Origin of the sequence: Streptomyces sp. R35 (genome assembly GCF_041053035.1) — a bacterium.
GTDB classification, from domain to species: Bacteria; Actinomycetota; Actinomycetes; order Streptomycetales; family Streptomycetaceae; genus Streptomyces; species Streptomyces lutosisoli.
The window spans coordinates 9,671,875-9,688,233 of sequence record NZ_CP163440.1 but is presented as its reverse complement, the minus strand read 5'-3'; the positions used below and the strand labels follow the sequence as shown (position 1 = coordinate 9,688,233).

17 protein-coding genes are annotated in these 16,359 nt (G+C 69.1%); 6 read left to right on the top strand and 11 right to left on the bottom strand.

Going from position 1 to position 16,359, the window contains the following annotated elements; translation table 11 throughout:
- The first annotated feature begins 109 nt into the window (after positions 1-109).
- The 5 genes from AB5J50_RS43495 to AB5J50_RS43475 all read left to right on the top strand — a co-directional run bounded on the left by AB5J50_RS43495 (position 110) and on the right by AB5J50_RS43475 (position 4,232).
- Positions 110-895, top strand: coding sequence for an SDR family oxidoreductase (locus tag AB5J50_RS43495; RefSeq protein WP_369264098.1), 786 nt, complete (start codon positions 110-112; stop codon positions 893-895).
- Between the two features lie 32 nt (positions 896-927).
- On the top strand, positions 928-1,863 hold the full coding sequence (locus AB5J50_RS43490) for a dihydrodipicolinate synthase family protein (RefSeq protein WP_369264097.1): 936 nt from the start codon (positions 928-930) through the stop codon (positions 1,861-1,863).
- 76 nt (positions 1,864-1,939) lie between these two features.
- Positions 1,940-2,845: a LysR family transcriptional regulator gene (locus AB5J50_RS43485; RefSeq protein WP_369264096.1), complete on the top strand. Its 906-nt coding sequence runs from the start codon at positions 1,940-1,942 to the stop codon at positions 2,843-2,845.
- Positions 2,846-2,896: 51 nt separating this feature from the next.
- On the top strand, positions 2,897-3,160 hold the full coding sequence (locus AB5J50_RS43480; RefSeq protein ID WP_369264095.1) for a hypothetical protein: 264 nt from the start codon (positions 2,897-2,899) through the stop codon (positions 3,158-3,160).
- A 121-nt stretch (positions 3,161-3,281) separates the two neighbouring features.
- Positions 3,282-4,232: an aldo/keto reductase gene (locus tag AB5J50_RS43475; RefSeq protein ID WP_369264094.1), complete on the top strand. Its 951-nt coding sequence runs from the start codon at positions 3,282-3,284 to the stop codon at positions 4,230-4,232.
- Between the two features lie 621 nt (positions 4,233-4,853).
- On the opposite strand, the gene AB5J50_RS43470 is transcribed toward AB5J50_RS43475, so the two are convergent.
- The 10 genes from AB5J50_RS43470 to AB5J50_RS43425 all read right to left on the bottom strand — a co-directional run bounded on the left by AB5J50_RS43470 (position 4,854) and on the right by AB5J50_RS43425 (position 14,652).
- Complete coding sequence (locus AB5J50_RS43470; protein ID WP_369265672.1) at positions 4,854-5,198, bottom strand: zinc-binding dehydrogenase; 345 nt, start codon at positions 5,196-5,198, stop codon at positions 4,854-4,856.
- A gap of 199 nt (positions 5,199-5,397) precedes the next feature.
- Positions 5,398-6,165 (bottom strand): enoyl-CoA hydratase/isomerase family protein, encoded by a 768-nt coding sequence (locus AB5J50_RS43465; protein WP_369264093.1) that lies wholly within the window; start codon positions 6,163-6,165, stop codon positions 5,398-5,400.
- A gap of 8 nt (positions 6,166-6,173) precedes the next feature.
- Positions 6,174-7,418: an MFS transporter gene (locus AB5J50_RS43460; RefSeq protein WP_369264092.1), complete on the bottom strand. Its 1,245-nt coding sequence runs from the start codon at positions 7,416-7,418 to the stop codon at positions 6,174-6,176.
- 155 nt (positions 7,419-7,573) lie between these two features.
- Complete coding sequence (locus AB5J50_RS43455; protein ID WP_369264091.1) at positions 7,574-8,509, bottom strand: LysR family transcriptional regulator; 936 nt, start codon at positions 8,507-8,509, stop codon at positions 7,574-7,576.
- A gap of 10 nt (positions 8,510-8,519) precedes the next feature.
- Positions 8,520-9,674: an FAD-dependent monooxygenase gene (locus tag AB5J50_RS43450; protein ID WP_369264090.1), complete on the bottom strand. Its 1,155-nt coding sequence runs from the start codon at positions 9,672-9,674 to the stop codon at positions 8,520-8,522.
- Positions 9,671-10,639, bottom strand: a complete 969-nt coding sequence (locus tag AB5J50_RS43445; RefSeq protein ID WP_369264089.1) for a fumarylacetoacetate hydrolase family protein — start codon at positions 10,637-10,639, stop codon at positions 9,671-9,673. The genes AB5J50_RS43450 and AB5J50_RS43445 overlap by 4 nt, the downstream gene beginning before the upstream one ends.
- A 34-nt stretch (positions 10,640-10,673) precedes the next feature.
- Positions 10,674-11,666: a cyclase family protein gene (locus AB5J50_RS43440; RefSeq protein ID WP_369264088.1), complete on the bottom strand. Its 993-nt coding sequence runs from the start codon at positions 11,664-11,666 to the stop codon at positions 10,674-10,676.
- A 9-nt stretch (positions 11,667-11,675) separates the two neighbouring features.
- Complete coding sequence (locus tag AB5J50_RS43435; RefSeq protein ID WP_369264087.1) at positions 11,676-12,614, bottom strand: VOC family protein; 939 nt, start codon at positions 12,612-12,614, stop codon at positions 11,676-11,678.
- Positions 12,611-13,666, bottom strand: coding sequence for an amidohydrolase family protein (locus tag AB5J50_RS43430; protein WP_369264086.1), 1,056 nt, complete (start codon positions 13,664-13,666; stop codon positions 12,611-12,613). Before AB5J50_RS43430 ends, AB5J50_RS43435 begins: the two co-directional genes overlap by 4 nt.
- Complete coding sequence (locus AB5J50_RS43425) at positions 13,666-14,652, bottom strand: fumarylacetoacetate hydrolase family protein (RefSeq protein ID WP_369264085.1); 987 nt, start codon at positions 14,650-14,652, stop codon at positions 13,666-13,668. The genes AB5J50_RS43430 and AB5J50_RS43425 overlap by 1 nt, the downstream gene beginning before the upstream one ends.
- A 153-nt stretch (positions 14,653-14,805) precedes the next feature.
- Between AB5J50_RS43425 and AB5J50_RS43420 the strand changes: the two genes are divergently transcribed.
- The gene (locus tag AB5J50_RS43420) at positions 14,806-15,717 is read left to right on the top strand and encodes a LysR family transcriptional regulator (protein WP_369264084.1); all 912 of its coding nucleotides are present in this window, start codon (positions 14,806-14,808) and stop codon (positions 15,715-15,717) included.
- Between the two features lie 8 nt (positions 15,718-15,725).
- On the opposite strand, the gene AB5J50_RS43415 is transcribed toward AB5J50_RS43420, so the two are convergent.
- A complete protein-coding gene (locus AB5J50_RS43415; RefSeq protein ID WP_369264083.1) occupies positions 15,726-16,343 on the bottom strand; it encodes a TetR/AcrR family transcriptional regulator in 618 nt (205 codons plus the stop codon).
- Positions 16,344-16,359 lie beyond the last annotated feature (16 nt).

Genomic DNA, 16,359 nt, shown 5'->3' with positions numbered 1-16,359 from the left:
CACGAGGTGAATTCCTATTGGTGACGGCTTGCTCCGCGTGCCACAGTCGTCGGGATATGGCGACTCACCGTATTACCGGTGGGGCAAGGTGCCTTTGAGGAGCGGAACCATGGATCTGGGAATTGCCGGGAAAACTGCGCTTGTGCTGGGGGGAGGCGGAGGTATCGGCGGCGCTGTCGCACAGACGCTGGCAGAAGAGGGTGCCGACATGGCCATTGCCGATATCGATCCGCAGACCGCACAAAAGCGTGCAGAGGCGGTACGGAATGTCGGCGGAAAAGCCTTGGCAGTGGAATGGGATCTCAGCGACCTGGGCGCGATCGACGCGCATGTCGCACTCGTTGAGGATTCTCTGGGCCCGGTCGACATTCTCGTCAACAACACCGGCGGACCTCCCCCCTCCCCCGTGCTGGGTCAGGACCACGAGGTCTGGTTGAGCTACTTCCAGTCCATGGTGCTGTCGGTGATGGCGATCACCGACAAGGTGGCGCCGTCGATGAGGAGTCGCGGCTGGGGCCGGATCATCACCAGCACCAGCTCCGGCGTGGTATCCCCCATCCCCAATCTGGGTCTCTCGAACACGCTGCGCACCGCTCTCCTCGGCTGGTCGAAGACATTGGCACGGGAGGTCGCGGGCGACGGAGTCACCTGCAACGTGGTGGTTCCCGGTCGGATCCGGACGGAGCGAGTGCGGTTTCTGGACCGGTCGAGAGCCGAACGGGAGGGAAAGACCCCGGAGCAGGCATCCGCGGAGAGTGTCGGGTCGATCCCCGTGGGCCGCTACGGCGAGCCGCGCGAGTACGCGTCCACGGTCGCCTTCCTGGCGAGCGTACAGGCCGCCTATATCACCGGCTCTGTCGTCCGGGTCGACGGCGGCCTCATTGCGGGCATCTGAACGTGAAGAGCTGACACGAAGAAGGTTGCGGCATGGCACTGCTGACGCGCACGACCGAAGGTGTTTTCGCTATCGCCCCGACTCCGTTCGACGATGACGGGGCCGTCGATTTCGACTCGCTCAGCCGGCTCACGGAGTTCTATTCACGTGCCGGTGTCACGGGACTGACACTGCTCGGTCAGCTGGGCGAGGCCCCCAAGCTGTCCCACGACGAGAGCGTGGGCATCGTCAGGCATGTGCTCAAGCGGACCGACGTGCCGATCGTCGTGGGAGTGTCGGCGCCCGGCTATGCCGCCTTGCGGGCACTGTCCACGGAGGTCATGTCCGCCGGCGCGTCCGGCGTCATGATCGCACCGCCCAACACACTGCGCACCGACGACCGGATCGTGGCGTACTACGAGGGAGCCGCCGCAGCCATCGGCGAGGATGTGCCCTTCGTGATCCAGGACTACCCGCTGTCGTTCTCCGTGGAGATGTCCCCGTCCGTCATCGCCCGCATCGCGCGCACCCTCCCCGGGTGCGTGATGCTCAAGCACGAGGACTGGCCGGGCCTGGAGAAGATCAGCAGCCTGCGGCAGATGGAGGCGGCCGGTGACATGCCGCGTCTGTCGATCCTGTGCGGAAACGGCGGCCTCTTCCTCGACTTCGAGACGGAACGTGGAGCCGACGGCGCCATGACCGGGTACTGCGTTCCGGAACTGCTGGTGGACGTGGTCCGTCACACGGCGGCCGGTCACCGTGACGCCGCCCATGACGTCTTCGACGCCCACTTGCCCCTGTTGCGGTACGAGCAGCAACCGGGCACCGGTCTGGCCGTGCGCAAGTACGTCATGATGCGGCGAGGGCTGCTGACGTCGGACGCGCAGCGCAGGCCCGGGGCCAGGCTCTCCGCCACGGCCCGCGCCGAGGTCGACTACCTGCTGACGCGGCTGACACGCAGGGACAGTAGGGTCACTCTCGTGGCCTGACGAGCCCGGACCAGCCCCAAGCCGGTAGTACCGAAGCGCAGGCCGACGCCCTGATGAGGCAGGAGAGCTCGATCGCATGCAGCTGCGTCAGCTGGAGTACTTCATCGGCATCTGCGAGGCCGGCTCCTTCAGCGCAGCCGCTGTCCGGCTGTATGTCACACAGCCCTCGCTGTCCCAGCAGATCCGCGCTCTCGAGAAGGAGCTCGGGGCGGATCTACTCGAACGCGGCCGTCACGGCATCACGTTGACCCCCGCCGGCCGGGTCTTCCTGCCGCAGGCCCAACGCGCTGTCCAGGCCGTGCGCGACGCCCAGGACTCCGTTCGCCAGGTTGTCGAGGGCCGCAAGGGTGACGTCCACGTGCTGACGGTGAGATCCGTGGCATCGGGCATCCTGCCGTCGTCCGCCGCACGTTGGCACGCCCTGTTCCCCTCCACCGTCCTGCGCCTGCACGACTTCTCGCACCGCCGCGCCCTGGAGGACGCCGTACGGAGCGGCCAGGGTGACATCGCCGTCGGGCCGCGGCCGTCCTCATGGGAGGGGCCCGTGGTCTCACTCGGCTACGAGGAGATGGTGGTCGTCGGTCCAGTCGGGCACGAGGCGGAAGAGGTTGCCGAGCCCGCCGAACTGGCGGGGACCGACTGGGTGCTCTACGAACCGGAGCAGGGCATGAGCGAGGTGGTGGACTGGGTGGCGGCGCATCTGGGGTTCACGCCACGCGCCGTAGCGCGTACGGGCCAGGTGGCGGCGGCTCTCCTGTTCGCGGTCGAGGGCCTCGGAATGACGGTGGCACCGCAGAACGCGGTGCCTCTCGGGTGGGCCAGGCACGCACGGAGAATCGGCTCCGGGTTCTACCGGGAGCTCGTGGCGTACAGCAGAAGACATCCCTCGCAGCTGGCGGAACGCTATCGGGACATGCTCACCTCTCTCGAGCTGCCACTGACAGCACAGGAAGACCTGCCCGAGGATGCCGTCCGCTGCTGAGGCGCCGCGGTTGTGTGCCGACATGGAGCCGGCCACGGCGCACATCGGCCGGTGCGATCGCACGTCTGCCTGATCGTCTTCGGTGATCAGGCAACGTATCTCCTGGGCGGCGACTCCACTTACGACCAGGATCTCCTCGACGCCGAACTCACAGACGGCGTCAACAACAGTCCGCGCCAGGCCATCGAATCCCTCCGCAAGATCAAGGAATTCGCCCGGCAGCACGACGTCGTCGTCCTGCCCGCCCACGACCCCCGAGCGGCCAGACGCCTGGCCGACTCCGAGACCTTCCGCCCGAGCCCCGGCAGGGCCTGAACAACCGGTGTCCTTTGCGGGGCAGGCACCCTCGCACTCCGCACGCACACCCGAGGAACCATGAGGACACGAAAACGGCTCCGTCTTCCCCACCGGACGCCGACGCGATGACCAGGAAAGGGTGCGCGTAGTGAACCAAGCAGAACAATCGGACGGTCATGGCGAACCTGCGATACGAGAAATAGCCGGACACCGCGTCTGGCCGATCGCTCTCGGAGGAGCGGCGCTGTCCCTTCGACCAGACCTGAGCCGAACAGCGGCCGTATCCACGATCAACGCTGCGATCGACAGCGGAGTGAACCTCATCGACACTGCTCGCGCCTACACGACCGTCGACGAGGAAGCGCACAACGAGCGTCTCATCGGCGACGTACTGACCGCCCGCCAGGACGGAAGCACCGTGATGGTCGCAACCAAGGGCGGCCACTTCAGGGCAGGACCGGCGGAATGGAAGAACGACGCCCGGCCCGCCGCGCTGAGAGCGGACCTCGAAAGCAGCCTTCGGGCGCTGAAGCGTGAGACGGTCGATCTGTACTTTCTGCACTGGCCGGATCCCGACGTACCGTTCACCGAGAGCGTCGGTGCTCTCAGCGAGATGCGCTCGGAGGGGAAGATCCGAGCCATCGGCATCTCCAACGTCGACCCTGCCCTCCTGGCTCTCGCACGCACCGTCACATCGGTCGACGCCGTGGAAAACCCGTATTCCGCGCTCGGCGGAGGCGACGACACGCTCCTTCGTGAATGCGAACGCCAGGGCATTCCGTTTCTGGCCTACTCACCGCTGCGAGGGTGGACCGCAAGCGATGCTTCGCCGCGCCTCCTGGATCTCGCGGCACATCGAAGTGTCTCGCCCCAGCAGTTGCTTCTCGCCTGTCTGCTGCACCGGTCCGACACACTCCTGCCGATCAGCGGCGCCGGACGCCCTGAGACGGCGGTGGATTCGGCCTCCTCGGCCCGGCTCTCTCTGAGCCCGGACGAGCTGCGGATCATTGATGCTGTAGCCGGCGGCCGCCGGGAACCGGCCGTCGAAGAGACGGCCGCTCCGGACGCCGCAGCATCCCCGCAGCCCTGACGATCCCACTGCCGACTGCCCGCCTGCCCACGTTGCCTCGTACCCGCGGGCTGAACTCTCGCGTCCCAACATCACCGCAGAACGGCGACGAGCGACTCCGTGGCCGCCCATCGTGCGTGTACCGGCTCCTGGGTGCCGGGGGCGTGCAGCAACCGGCTCCCCGGTAGCCGGATTTAGCCAGGATGTCCGCCTGTCGCTCCTGAAGATCTCGCCACCGTTCGCTGTCAGCGGCGTGATGATCGTGCGCGCGCCCTGGCGGACTCGGACGTCACGCGCCTCCCAGGACCGGCTGGACACCGCCTCAGGAACTTGGCGGGGTGGACCGCGTGTTCACCCGTGCGCGGCGGCCGTCACCGAGACCGCCACTGTCGTCCTGGCCGGCGGCCCGACCATGTCGCCTCCTCAGTCGCCCAGGCCCACGAACGCCTCGCTCCCACCCGGCCGGTGAGCCGGATCTCCGGTCCCCACGCGACCAACGACATCGAACTCGCCCTCAGGCTGCGCGGACGTGAATGAGTCTGACCACGGAGGGCGGCTCTCACCGCGTGACCCGGCTGCCTGCCTGTTGGGTGGTGCGACCTGCGGAACGCGTGTCCGTGTGGTGCTGACGCGAGGTGATGGTCAGGGGATGAGAGCGAGCTTGCCGCCGGGGTGCCCGGTGGCCAGCCGGGCGATGGCAGCCTGCGCGTCGGCCAAGGAGTACGTCGCGGCCACCGGAACCACCAGTGTGCCGTCGGCTGCCATGTCGATGACTTCCTGCCGAACGACGTTTCGGTAGGCCATGCTCTCAGGCAGCACGCCGATGAGAGCCCGAAGTCCATCCTTCTGGGCCCGGGCGATCGCCGCGATGGTGGCGAACCTGGCGCCGTCCCCGCCCAGTAGACCGAGCGAGGTGTCCACGGCCTCGTCCGTTCCCACGCAGTCGACCGCCGCGTCGACGCCGTGCGGGGCCGCCGCGCGCTCCAGGGTCCAGGGCCGCCAGCAGCATGCCCAGCATGATCGCGACGAAGGCGATGTTGGTCTGTCTGCGGTTGAGAGCCGTCGGCGGGCTCTCCACGGGCGCTTCAGTCAAGTATGTCAGCATTCATGTACGTAAGGCCCTCGCAACCGGACAGCACGAGCGACCTCACCACAGGCCGCCGATGAGCCATCTGGGTGAATCGCCTCAGCGGAACTGGGCCTTGCCCGGCCCTTCCTCGACGAAGCTGCGCATGCCGGTCTCGCGGTCCGCCGTCGCGAACAGCCCAGCGAACCAGTTGCGTTCGAGGGCGAGGCCGGTGTCGATGTCCGTCTCCAGCCCGCCGTCCACCGCTTCCTTCGCCGCCCTCAACGCCAGGGCGGGACCGCTCGCAAGCCGCGCCGCCCACGCGTGCGCCTCTTCGTATACCTCGTCGGCCGGTACCACACGGTCCACCAGACCGAGGACGAGCGCCTCACCGGCCCGCACGTGCCTGCCGGTGAAGATGAGGTCCTTGGCCTTGGAAGGGCCGATCAGACGGGCCAGGCGCTGGGTGCCACCCGCGCCGGGGATGAGGCCGAGCAGGATCTCCGGCTGGCCGAGCTTCGCGTTGTCGGCAGCGATACGGTAATCGGCGCACAGAGCCAACTCGCAGCCGCCGCCCAGCGCGTAGCCGGTGACGGCCGCGACGACCGGCTTGGGGATGCGGGCCACGGCGGTGTAGGCGGCGTGCAGGTCACGGACTCGGAGCACCATGTCCGCGTGGGTCATGTGCTGCATTTCCTTGATGTCCGCGCCGGCCGCGAACACCTTGTCGCCGCCCCACAGGACCACCGCCCGTATGTCGTCCCGACGGGTGCACTCGGCGGCGAGTTCGCCCAGCCGGTCCTGGAGGGCGATGTCCAGGGCGTTCATGGGTGGGCGGTCGAGTCGGACGGCGGCGACGCCGTCAGCCACTTCGAGATGTGCGGTCATGGTGGATCTCAATCGTTCGGTTCGGCGGTGAGAGCGGGGGCGGGGCGGGTGCCGGGGCGTCCCAGGAGGGCGCGCACGGTGCCTGCCGTGGCGAGTGACACCACGCCCACGGCGACGATCGCGCCCGACAGACCGCCCAGCAGGGCCGAAAGGCCGAGCACGGCGAGCGGGCAGAAAAAGTTGCCGATGTTGAAGGCAGCGGTCCACAGGCCCGTACCGCGTCCACGCTCCGCATAGTCCAGGGAGTTGATGGCCCAGGTGAGCATGGTCGGCAGGAGCAGTCCGGTGCCGCCGCAGGCGACCACGGCGCCGACGGTGACCATGGCGATACCGGAACCCAGGGCCATGACGACGAGTCCGACGCCGGCCAGGGTGAAGCCGATCGGGAGCAGGGTGCGGGGGCCCGAGCGGGAGACCCTGCCGAAGAGGAATCCACCGATGGCCGTGGCGACGCCGGTGCCGGCGCTGACCTGCCCGATCGTGGCCGTGGACTCGACGCCGATGTCGTCGAGGACGTACGACAGCTCCACGATCGGGGTGTAGAAGACCATTCCGCCGATGAGCGTGACGACGGACGGCATCCGCAAGGTTCGCCACGGCACGGGGGCCAGCACGGCGGGGCGATCGTTCGCAGCGCGGGGCTGCCAGATGAACACGGCCGCGAGGACGACGAGCAGGAGGCTCATGGCGTACAGCCAGAACGGGGTGCGCCAGCCCGAGTCTCCCAGCGCGCCGCCGAGCCCGAAGAACACGATCGACGCGACGTTCGTGAACACCACCTGCAGACCGAGGTATTTGTCGCGTCTGGCGCCGTCGAAGTAGTCGGCGATCAGCGTCGTGCAGCAGGTCATGATGGCCGCCTCGCACACGCCGACCAGCGCTCGGCTCACCACGATCAGCGGCAGGGAGTCCAGCCAGAGCGGTGCGGTGCCGACCACGGCGTAGGCGGCGAGCGCCCACACCAGCAGCCGTTTCCGGCCGACGCGGTCCACCACCGAGCCGGCCACGAGCGAGAGCAGGCCGATCATGAGGCCGGGGACGGTGACGACGACCGGCACCAGGATCCCGGCACCGGCCGTGCCGGCGAACGCGTCCTCCATCTTGGGCAGAACCGGCGTCAGCAGGACCGCGCCGAGCACGCCCAGACAACTGGCCAGCAGAAGGATCAGAGCCTGCGGGAATCCCGCGGTACGTGTGCCATTGGATGCGGCGGGCTTTTCGCTGCCGATTCCTACAAGGGCCGACTCGGACATGTCCGCTCCCGATGAAGTGATGATGACGGGTGTTAACCAAACTGGTGAGAGAAGTGCAGCAACACCCTGCGACGGGCGGAAATCGTTTCTCTTTCAGGTGCCTATCGACAGCACCTATGTGCAGGCCTATTGACAGGAATTGCGTGGGGCGTGGATCAGAAAGCAATGGGCGGCAGCGTGCTCGCCGCGTCCGCCAGAAGGCCCCGTAGCCACCGGTGTGCGGGATCATCGCGGTATCGGGGGTGCCACCACAGGGTTTCCTTGAGTGGCACCGGGTCGAAGGGGCACGGCAGCACCCGCAGATCGAGCAGGCGGGAAATCCGGGTGGAGATGCGGCTCTGCAGGAGGGCGACACGGCTACTGCCCGCCACCATGGGTGCCAACCCGAAATAGCTGCCGACGACGACCTGGACCCGCGGCTCGATGCCGAGCCTCCCGAATTGACCGAGAGCGGAGGGTCCTGCGGTCGGGTGGGGATAGCAGAGGACCCACGGCAGCTCCGTCAGCTGCGGGAGGGTGAGCACGTCACCGACCGCCGGATTGTCGCGCGCCACCACACAGACCCAGGTGTCGTCGAACAGGTCGAGATGGGGCAGGTCCTCGAGCAGATCGCCCGGCAGAACCATCCCGTCGACCGTGCTCAGCGTCTCGGTGACCTGACGGACGGCTGCCTCCACCACGGGTGGTCGGAAGCACAGCCGTACACCGGGTGCCCGCTCGGCGAGGGCGGTGGAGATCGCCTCGCCGAGCACGGCGGTGGCGTAGTCGGAGAGGATGAGCATGAACTCTCGGTCCGAGGTGGCCGGGTCGAACTCCGCCTCGGCGCCGAACACTCGCCCGACGGCCGCCACGGCGGCCGCGACATCGTCGCTCAACCGGTTGGCGAGCGGCGTGAGTTCATAGCGGTTGCCGACCCGGACCAGCAGTTCGTCGCCGAAGTGCCGGCGAAGCTTGCCGAGGGCCGCGCTGACCGTGGGCTGGGTCAGGCTCAGCCGGAGCCCGGCCCGGGTGACGTTGCGCTCGCTGAGGAGCGCGTCGAGCACGAGCAGCAGGTTGAGGTCGAGGCTCGCGAGCCGGGCGCCGGTCTTCATGGGGCCCGTGTCAGTAGGGCTCGGCGAGTCTCGCCTGAGCCGCCGGGATCGGCAGCTTGAGCAGCTTCTCGTCCTCCGGTGTCGGCACGCCCGACTCGCTGCGCAGCAGTGCGGCCGAATACTCCTGGACGAAGCCCGCCCGCCGCATGCGCCGTTCCCACCAGGTCTGCAGCGCCTTGTCCAGGGGTTCCGCCGAGTCCAGGCACTGGGCGAGGACGACGGCGTCCTCCGCTGCCATCGCAGCGCCCTGAGCCATGTGCGGACTGCTCGCGTGCGCGGCGTCACCGGCCACCGCGATCCGCCCCTGGAACCACGGCTCGCGGACCGTCACCTGTTCGATGGGGCTGTACGCGGCCGATGCCGACTCCTCGGACACCAAGCCGGCCAGTCCGCCGAGCCAGCCGGTGAACTCGCCGAGTAGCGCCCGGATCCGGTCCGCGATCTCCTCGGCGCTGTACCGCGCCCGGAGGTGCTCCTGCGGAACGACCAGGGCCACGTAGCAGTCGTCGTCGCTCAGCGGGATGAGGGTGGCCTTGATCTGGCCGGAGACCGCGTAGACGACCCGGTCGAGCTGCTCGGGCCGGGGCAGACTGATGCGCCAGCACGCGAAGCCGGTGTACTCGGCGGGGTAGCGGTCACCGAACAGATGGCGGCGCACCTGCGAGCGGATGCCGTCGAACCCGAGCAGCAGGTCATACCGGCCGGGGGCAGGCAGGGCGGCACCGTCGGCCGTGACCGCGAAGGCCGCGTCCACGCCGTCCGCGTCCTCCCGGATGGAGGAGATGGTGACGCCGTGGTGGAGGTGGGCACCGGCGTCCCGCGCGGCGCCCAACAGGATCCGGCACAGTTCGCGGCGCTGGATGCCGTTGTTCGGCGGCACCCCGGGGTGGGCCGGCGGCGGCATGTCCACGATGACGCCGCTGTCGGGGGCGACCATCCGTAGATCGCGGTACTGGTAGCCGGCCTCCAGGCAGTCGTCGAGGAGACCGATCTCCTGCATGACACGCAGGGCGTTGCCGGGCTGGTTGAGACCGACGCCGAGGACGGAGCCGGACGCGCGGTGCTCCACGACGTCGACATGGACGCCCCGCTGGGCCAGGGCGGTGGCGGCGACGAGTCCGCCGATGCCGGCACCCTGGATGAGGACTCGGGAAACCTGGCTCATGACGTGCTCCTGATACGACTGGTACGACGGCTGCGGGCAGGCGGCAGAGAGACGGGCGCCGCACCCGGGACGATGCGGTTCTCGATGTGTCCGATGCGTTCGATGGCGATGCGGACGGTGTCGCCCGGCGTGAGCGGCCCGGGTGCAGTGTCGGGGCTGGACACCCACAGCTCGGCCAGGCAGCCGGTGCCGCAGGTGCCGGAGCCGAGCACGTCGCCGGGCCGGACGACAGTGCCGCGCGAGGCGTAGGCGAGGAGCTCGGGGAAGGTCCACGACATGTTCGCGGTCGTGTCGCCGCCGGTGCGGCCACCGTTCAGCCGTACCTCGGTGGTGAGCGAGAGGGTTCCCTCGTCGTCCCACACGTCGGCGAACTCGTCGGCGGTGACCAGCCACGGACCGAGGGTGGTGGCTGCGTCCTTGGACTTCGACGGGCCCAGCGGCAGGGTCAGCTCGCGGCGCTGGAGATCGCGTGCGGACCAGTCGTTCATGACGGTGAAGCCGACGATGTGCTCACGGGCCTGCGCGGGCGTCAGATCAGATCCGGCACGACCGACGACCGCGGCGATCTCCAGTTCGTAGTCGAACCGCTGCGAGCCCGGGGGCACCGGGACAGGATCGTACGGTGCGACGACTGCCACGGGGTTGGAGAAGTAGAAGCCGGGTTCCGCGTACCAGCCTTCGGGGATGGCGCCGTCGGCTGCGTCCTTCGACATCAGGACGGCGATGTGGTTCTCGAAGGTCAGGTAGTCACGAATGGTAGGCGGCTCCAGAAGCGGGGCGAACTGCGCTTCCGCCAGGGGCAGGGCCTCGGCGCCGCGGGCTCGGCGGGCCACGTCGTCCAGGGCCTCCTGGCCTCCCCGGATCACCTGGAGCAGGGTTTCGGGCGTCGGGAGTACGCGGACGGCGTCGCCGTCCGCGACGCCGAGCCGAAGGCCCGCGTCGGTGCGGAGGGTGGTGAGTTTCAACGGGCTGTGTCCTTGCGGCTCGGAGAGGATGCGGTCATTTCACGGCGACGGGGTTCACCGGAGAGCCCACGGCCCCGGTGAAGGGCAGCGGCTGAGCGGCGAGCAGGAACTCGTAGGTGCCGTCCAAGGCGCAGTCCTCAGCCAGCGCGTCGAGGTCCCACATCTCCCCCACCAGCAGCCCGATGTGGGGCAGGGCCACCTGGTGCAGCGGCTGGAAGGACCCGGGAAACTCGTTCGGCCGTACCTCGAAGCCCCAAGTGTCGGTGGCGATGGCGGCGATCTCGGAGCCATACAGCCAGTCCGCGGTGCCGAACGACAGGCCCGGGGCGGGGCCGCCGGCATACGTGCCCCAGCCCTCGCCGTGGTCCATGCCGCGCCTGACCCGGGACAGCTGGCCGGTGCGGACGAGCACGATGTCGCCCCGGCGCACGTCACTCGTAGCGCCCTGTCGTTCGATGGTGGTCCGCAGATCGTCGGCGGTGATGGGGTAGGCGTCGTCGAGTTCGCCGGTCTCACCCGCCAGCGCTCGGCCCACGTCGAGCAGGACGCCGCGGCCGACCAGGGGCGCCGCCAGGTTCTCGATGCCGGTCGCCGAGTCGCCCTCGCTGGTGACGATCTCGGCGCCGCGCCGCCCGTTCCAGCCGATGCCATGGTCGAAGACATGGCCGAGGCCGTCCCACTGGGTGCCGCACTGCAGCGGCATGTAGACGGCGTCGTCGGCCGCGGTCAGGCCGTGCGGTGTGCCCATCTGGGCGGCGGTGTCCTGACCGGTGGACATCATCGTGTGCACCGGGTTGACCCGGCGCTTCCACCCGTTCTGCGGGCCGTTCTCGTCAAGTGGCAGGGACAGGGAGTACGTCGCTCCCTTGCGGACCAGCGTCGCGGCGTGCGCCCTGACCTTGTCGTCGAGGAAGTTGACGGTGCCGAGGGCGTCGTCGGCACCCCAGCGGTTCCAGTTGCTGCAGCGGGCTGCGGCCTGGGCGATCGCCGCCTCCGGGTCGCTGCCGTACTCGTCGATGACGTTCATCGGGTCACCTCACACCGGGGGTGCGACGAAGCAGCCGCGGTCGACGTCGTTGTAGCTCTCCTTGGCCACCAGTTCGTTGAACGGGTTGGCGGTGCCCCACTGGTCCTGGGTCTCCGGGTTGGTCACGTCGTAGTGGCTGGGGTGCCAGTGGTCCTCTTCGAGCAGTTCCAGCTCCGTCGTGTACTCGATGGTGTTGCCGTGGGGGTCGAGGAAGTAGGAGAAGGTGTTGTTGCCGGCCATGTGGCGCCCGGGACCCCACACCTTGGTCACCCCGGCGCGCAGGAGCCGTCCGGAGCCGCGCATGTACTCGTCGACGCCGCGCATCTCGAACGAGACGTGGTGCAGGGAGGTGTGCGGGCCGCGGGCGATGGCCATGCTGTGGTGCTGTGGATTGCAGCGCATGAAGTACATGAGGTCGCCCAGGTGCGGCAGCGTGAGCGCGTCCGACAGGGCGAAGCTGAGGTGCCTCTCGTACCAGGCGCGGGTGGCCTCGGGGTTGGCGGAGTTGACCACGACGTGGGAGATGCGGACCGGGATCGCCTCCTTCTCCTCGATCTTGCGGTGCCGGCGGGTCTCCACGTCGGAGCTGACCTCGATGGTCCGTCCGTCGCCGTCGAAGAACCGGAAGCCGTAGCCGCCGCCGGGCGTGTCCACGTCCCGGGGTTCGTGCACCAACTGCACACCGTTCGCCGCCAGTTGCTCGGCGAGCGTGTCGACGGCGGCACGGTCGTGGGCACCGTAGGAGATGAGGTCGAGTCGCTTCTCGGCATCCTTGCGGAGCCGCACGATGTACTGCTCCGGTGAACCCTCGGCGGCCAGGAACGCGATCCCGTTGTCCTCGGCGACCTGGGTCAGGCCCCAGAGGTTGGTGTAGAACTCGCGCTGCTTCTCGAAGTCGGGTACGGCGAGGTCGACATGGCGCAGATGGGTGATCAGACGGCCCGTCATTGGACACCTCCGATGGACGCGATGGACGGTTCGTGCGGGAAGCCGGGCAGGCGGCCGAGCAGGCGCTGGGCGTTGCCGCCACGGATGGCGGTGACGGTCTCGGCGTCGAGACCGGCGGCGAGCAGCCGGTCGACGGGGTCCTCGACCCCCATATCGAACGGGTAGTCGCTGCCGAGGGTGACCTGGGTGGGCCCCAGTGCCGCGACGAGGTGGCGCAGCTGGTGCGGGGCGTAGACGAGGGAGTCGACCCAGATGCGGCCCAGCTGTGCGCTGGGGGGGGCGGCGGTGGTGCGGGCGTCGGGGCGGTGGTGCCAGGCGTGGTCGGCGCGCCCCAGGTAGGTGGGCAGGTAGCCGCCGCCGTGAGCTGCCCAGATCCGCAGGGCGGGGTGGCGTTCGAGGAGCCCGGAGAAGGCGATGCGAGACAGGGCGAGGGCCGTCTCGACGGGGTTGCCGACCGTGTTGAACAGGTAGTAGGAGTTCAGCCGTTCACCGAGGGTGCATCCCCATGGGTGGATGAGGACTGCGGCCCCCAGTTCCTCGGCCGTCGCCCAGAAGTCGGCCAGAGAAGGATCGTCCAGTTCGACACCGGGCGCGGCGGAGGTGGAAATCTGCACCCCGCGCATACCGAAGTCGAGGACGGCGCTGCGCAGTTGGCGTACCGCCAGGTCGGGATGCTGAAGCGCGACGGCCCCGATGGGCACCAGGCGGTCGGGCCGCTTGGCGCAGTAGCCGGCGACGGCTTCGTTGGACGCCGCGGCTATCCGCGCGGCGAGCTCGCGCCCCGCCCAGGAGTGCGGGAGGGGGACCGCACTGACGGCCTGGATGTCCACGCCGGCGCGGTCCATGGCCTCGATGCGCAGGTCCAGGTCGGTGAGGCGGGCGGCCAGCGCACCGATCTGTGCCACGTTCACGGCCTGCGATTCCGGACCGAGCGCGGCGGCGTCGATCTGACGCTGGCGGGCCAGTCTGGGTTCATTGGCGATGAGTTGGTCGACGGCGGGCACGCCGAGGTGGGCGTGGACGTCCACCGCGGGGGCGTAGGAGGCAGTCATCACGCCTCCGCGACGCACGCGTTGCGCTGGGCGCCGAGGCCGGTGATGGCAGCGTCCATGACGTCACCGGGCCGCAGGAGGCGCCCATGGACGAGCCCGTTGCCGGCCGGGCTGCCGGTCAGCACCAGGTCACCCGGGAGCAGCGTGGCGACCTTGGAGCAGTGGGCGACGATGCGCGCCACGTCGAAGATCATGTCCTTGGCGGACTCGTTCTGCATGACCTGGCCGTTCAGCTTCAGCGTCAGTTGGAAGTCCGCGGGCTCCGGTGCGGCGGACCGGGGGACGATCACCGGTCCGGTAGGCAGAAAGGTCGGGGCGTTCTTGCTGGCCAGCCAGTCCGCACCGAGCTCGGGCATGTCGCGGCGCAGGACGAGCTCGCGCAGTGTGAGGTCGTTGACAATCGTCCAGCCGGCGACCGCGTCGAGCGCCTCGGAGGGGTCGAGGTTGCGAGCGGGACGGCCGATGACCGCGGCCAACTCCAGCTCCCAGTCCGGCTTCTCGCCATGAGCGGGCAGGACGACGTCGTCGTACGGGCCGCAGATCGCGCTCGGCAGGCCGGTGAACACGTACGGCGGGTGCTCCAGACGGCTGTCCATCTGGGCCGCCGCGTCCGCGCGCACCTGCTCGGGTGTACGCCCGTCGGACGGGTCGTGGTGCTTGACCGCGAGGTCGATGACGTGGGTGCGGTAGTTGGCACCGGCCTGGAAGATCTGGCGAGGAGCGACAGGGGCGGCCACCTCCAGCCCGTCCAGAGCGATCCAGTCCGACTCCGGCGCGTCCGCGGCAAGCGTGTCGAGTACGGCGCGGGCGGCGTCCCAGTCCTCCAGCAGCCGCAGGACGGAGTCGGGGCGGCCGACCCGATCGTTCGCGGAGAGGTCGAGGACTCTGTCCCGGCACACCAGCGCCGGAAAAACCGGCTGGTCATCGCGGGAGAAACTGCCGAGCGCCCACGTCCCGGCGTGGTCGATCGAGGACCCCATGCGCATGCTCCTTCGCAAGGCTGTGCAACATCGACATCCGTGTAACGTCGATGTGAACAGCAGCATGCTGTCCGGCCCCTGCGGTGGGCCAACAAATGATCCGTATGGTGCGCCATCCACCCAGCCAATACCTGCCGATTCCCGTTCCTGGAGGGCGAGTTGGAGCTTCCTGCACTCGATCTGAACCTGATCGTGGTCCTGCATGCGCTCCTGGAAGAACGCAACGTGACCCGGGCCGGCGAGCGGGTGGGGCTGAGCCAGCCCGCGGCCAGCGCTGCGCTGGGCCGGCTGCGCAGGCATTTCGACGATCCGCTGCTGGAGCGGAAGGGCACGCACTACGAGCTCACGCCGGTGGCCCAGGGGTTGCGGGCAGAACTGGGCGACACGGTGGAGCGGGTTTCCCGGCTGCTGACCGCGCGCCCACGCTTCGAGCCTGAGAGTTCCAGCCGGCGCTTCCGCGTCCACTGCTCGGACTCGGTCCTCACCGTTCTCGGCCCCGCCCTGGTCACCGCCGTCCAGTCAGCCGCGCCGGACGTCCGCCTCGACTTCGAGCCCGTCGACCCCGGCGTCATCCACGATCCGCTCACCAGGCTCGCTGAGACCGACGTCCTGGTCCTGGCGCGCGGTCTGCTCAGCGATCTGCCCAGCAGCGATCTGTACACCGACGGGTGGGTGTGCGTGGCCTGGGAGGGCAACACGGTGACTCCGGGCATGCTGTCCTTCGAGGACGCCCCCAAGGCCCGCTGGGTGGTGCCGTACGCTCCGTCGCCGCTCGCCTCACCGGCCGATGCCCATCTGGCAGCGCTCGGTGTGGACCGGCGCGCCACGGTGACCGTGCAGAGTTTCACAGCGCTGGGCCGCCTGGTCGTCGGCAGTGACCTGCTGGCCCTGGTCCACGAGCGAGTGCTGCGGGCGTCCCCGGGCCTGCCGCTGCGCCGGGTGATCCTTCCCGTGCCGCTGCCCGCGGTGAGCCAGGCCGCCTGGTGGCATCCGAGCCATCAGCTGGATCCGGGGCACCGGTGGCTGCTCGGGATCATGGCCGAGGTGGCCGGCGGCCTGAAGCAGCTGTGAACGGCTGATCAGGCGTGCTGCCCGTCGCCGATGCCGCCGAGCAGCGTGTCGTAGAAGTAGCGTGCGACCTCGGCGGCGTCGCGTTCGCCGCCGGGCCGGAACCACTGGTAGGTCCAGTTGCACATGCCGAGGACGGCCAGGGCGGTCAGGCGGGGGTCGGCGACCCGGAACTCGTCCTCGGCGACCCCGCGATCGAGGACGTCCACGAGCATCTGCAGATAGCGGTCGCGCTTCCCGGCGATCTCGTCCCGGACCGTATCCGGAAGCTCGCGGAAGTGCTCGAAGAACACCCGCAGATGTCCCGGGTGGGTCTCCATCAACGACACCAGGTCGGTCATGATCGCGAGCAGCAGCTCGCGCGGTCCCATCCCGCCCTCGTCGAGGCGGTGCTGCTGGGCGTCGATGATCAGGTCGATCATCTCCTGGTGCATCTGCACCAGGAGGGCGTCCTTGCTCGGGAAGTAGTAGTAGAGCGAGGCCTTGCGGATGCCGACCTGCTGGGCGATGGCCTCCATGGGGGCGTCCGAGTAACCGCGTGTGTCGAACAGCTCGGCCGCGACCTTCATGATCAATGCCTTGCGCTGTTCCCCGGACATCCGCAGGCCCGCGCTCCGTGCGTCCGCCACCGGCACCTCTCCCGTT

What these genes read in the sequence shown, in the direction of transcription:
- AB5J50_RS43495 (WP_369264098.1), top strand. Translation starts at nt 110, where the DNA reads ATGGATCTGGGAATTGCCGGGAAAACTGCGCTTGTGCTGGGGGGAGGC.
- AB5J50_RS43490 (WP_369264097.1), top strand. Translation starts at nt 928, where the DNA reads ATGGCACTGCTGACGCGCACGACCGAAGGTGTTTTCGCTATCGCCCCG.
- AB5J50_RS43485 (WP_369264096.1), top strand. Translation starts at nt 1,940, where the DNA reads ATGCAGCTGCGTCAGCTGGAGTACTTCATCGGCATCTGCGAGGCCGGC.
- AB5J50_RS43465 (WP_369264093.1), bottom strand. Translation starts at nt 6,165, where the DNA reads ATGACCGCACATCTCGAAGTGGCTGACGGCGTCGCCGCCGTCCGACTC.
- AB5J50_RS43460 (WP_369264092.1), bottom strand. Translation starts at nt 7,418, where the DNA reads ATGTCCGAGTCGGCCCTTGTAGGAATCGGCAGCGAAAAGCCCGCCGCA.
- AB5J50_RS43455 (WP_369264091.1), bottom strand. Translation starts at nt 8,509, where the DNA reads ATGAAGACCGGCGCCCGGCTCGCGAGCCTCGACCTCAACCTGCTGCTC.
- AB5J50_RS43450 (WP_369264090.1), bottom strand. Translation starts at nt 9,674, where the DNA reads ATGAGCCAGGTTTCCCGAGTCCTCATCCAGGGTGCCGGCATCGGCGGA.
- AB5J50_RS43440 (WP_369264088.1), bottom strand. Translation starts at nt 11,666, where the DNA reads ATGAACGTCATCGACGAGTACGGCAGCGACCCGGAGGCGGCGATCGCC.
- AB5J50_RS43435 (WP_369264087.1), bottom strand. Translation starts at nt 12,614, where the DNA reads ATGACGGGCCGTCTGATCACCCATCTGCGCCATGTCGACCTCGCCGTA.
- AB5J50_RS43430 (WP_369264086.1), bottom strand. Translation starts at nt 13,666, where the DNA reads ATGACTGCCTCCTACGCCCCCGCGGTGGACGTCCACGCCCACCTCGGC.
- AB5J50_RS43425 (WP_369264085.1), bottom strand. Translation starts at nt 14,652, where the DNA reads ATGCGCATGGGGTCCTCGATCGACCACGCCGGGACGTGGGCGCTCGGC.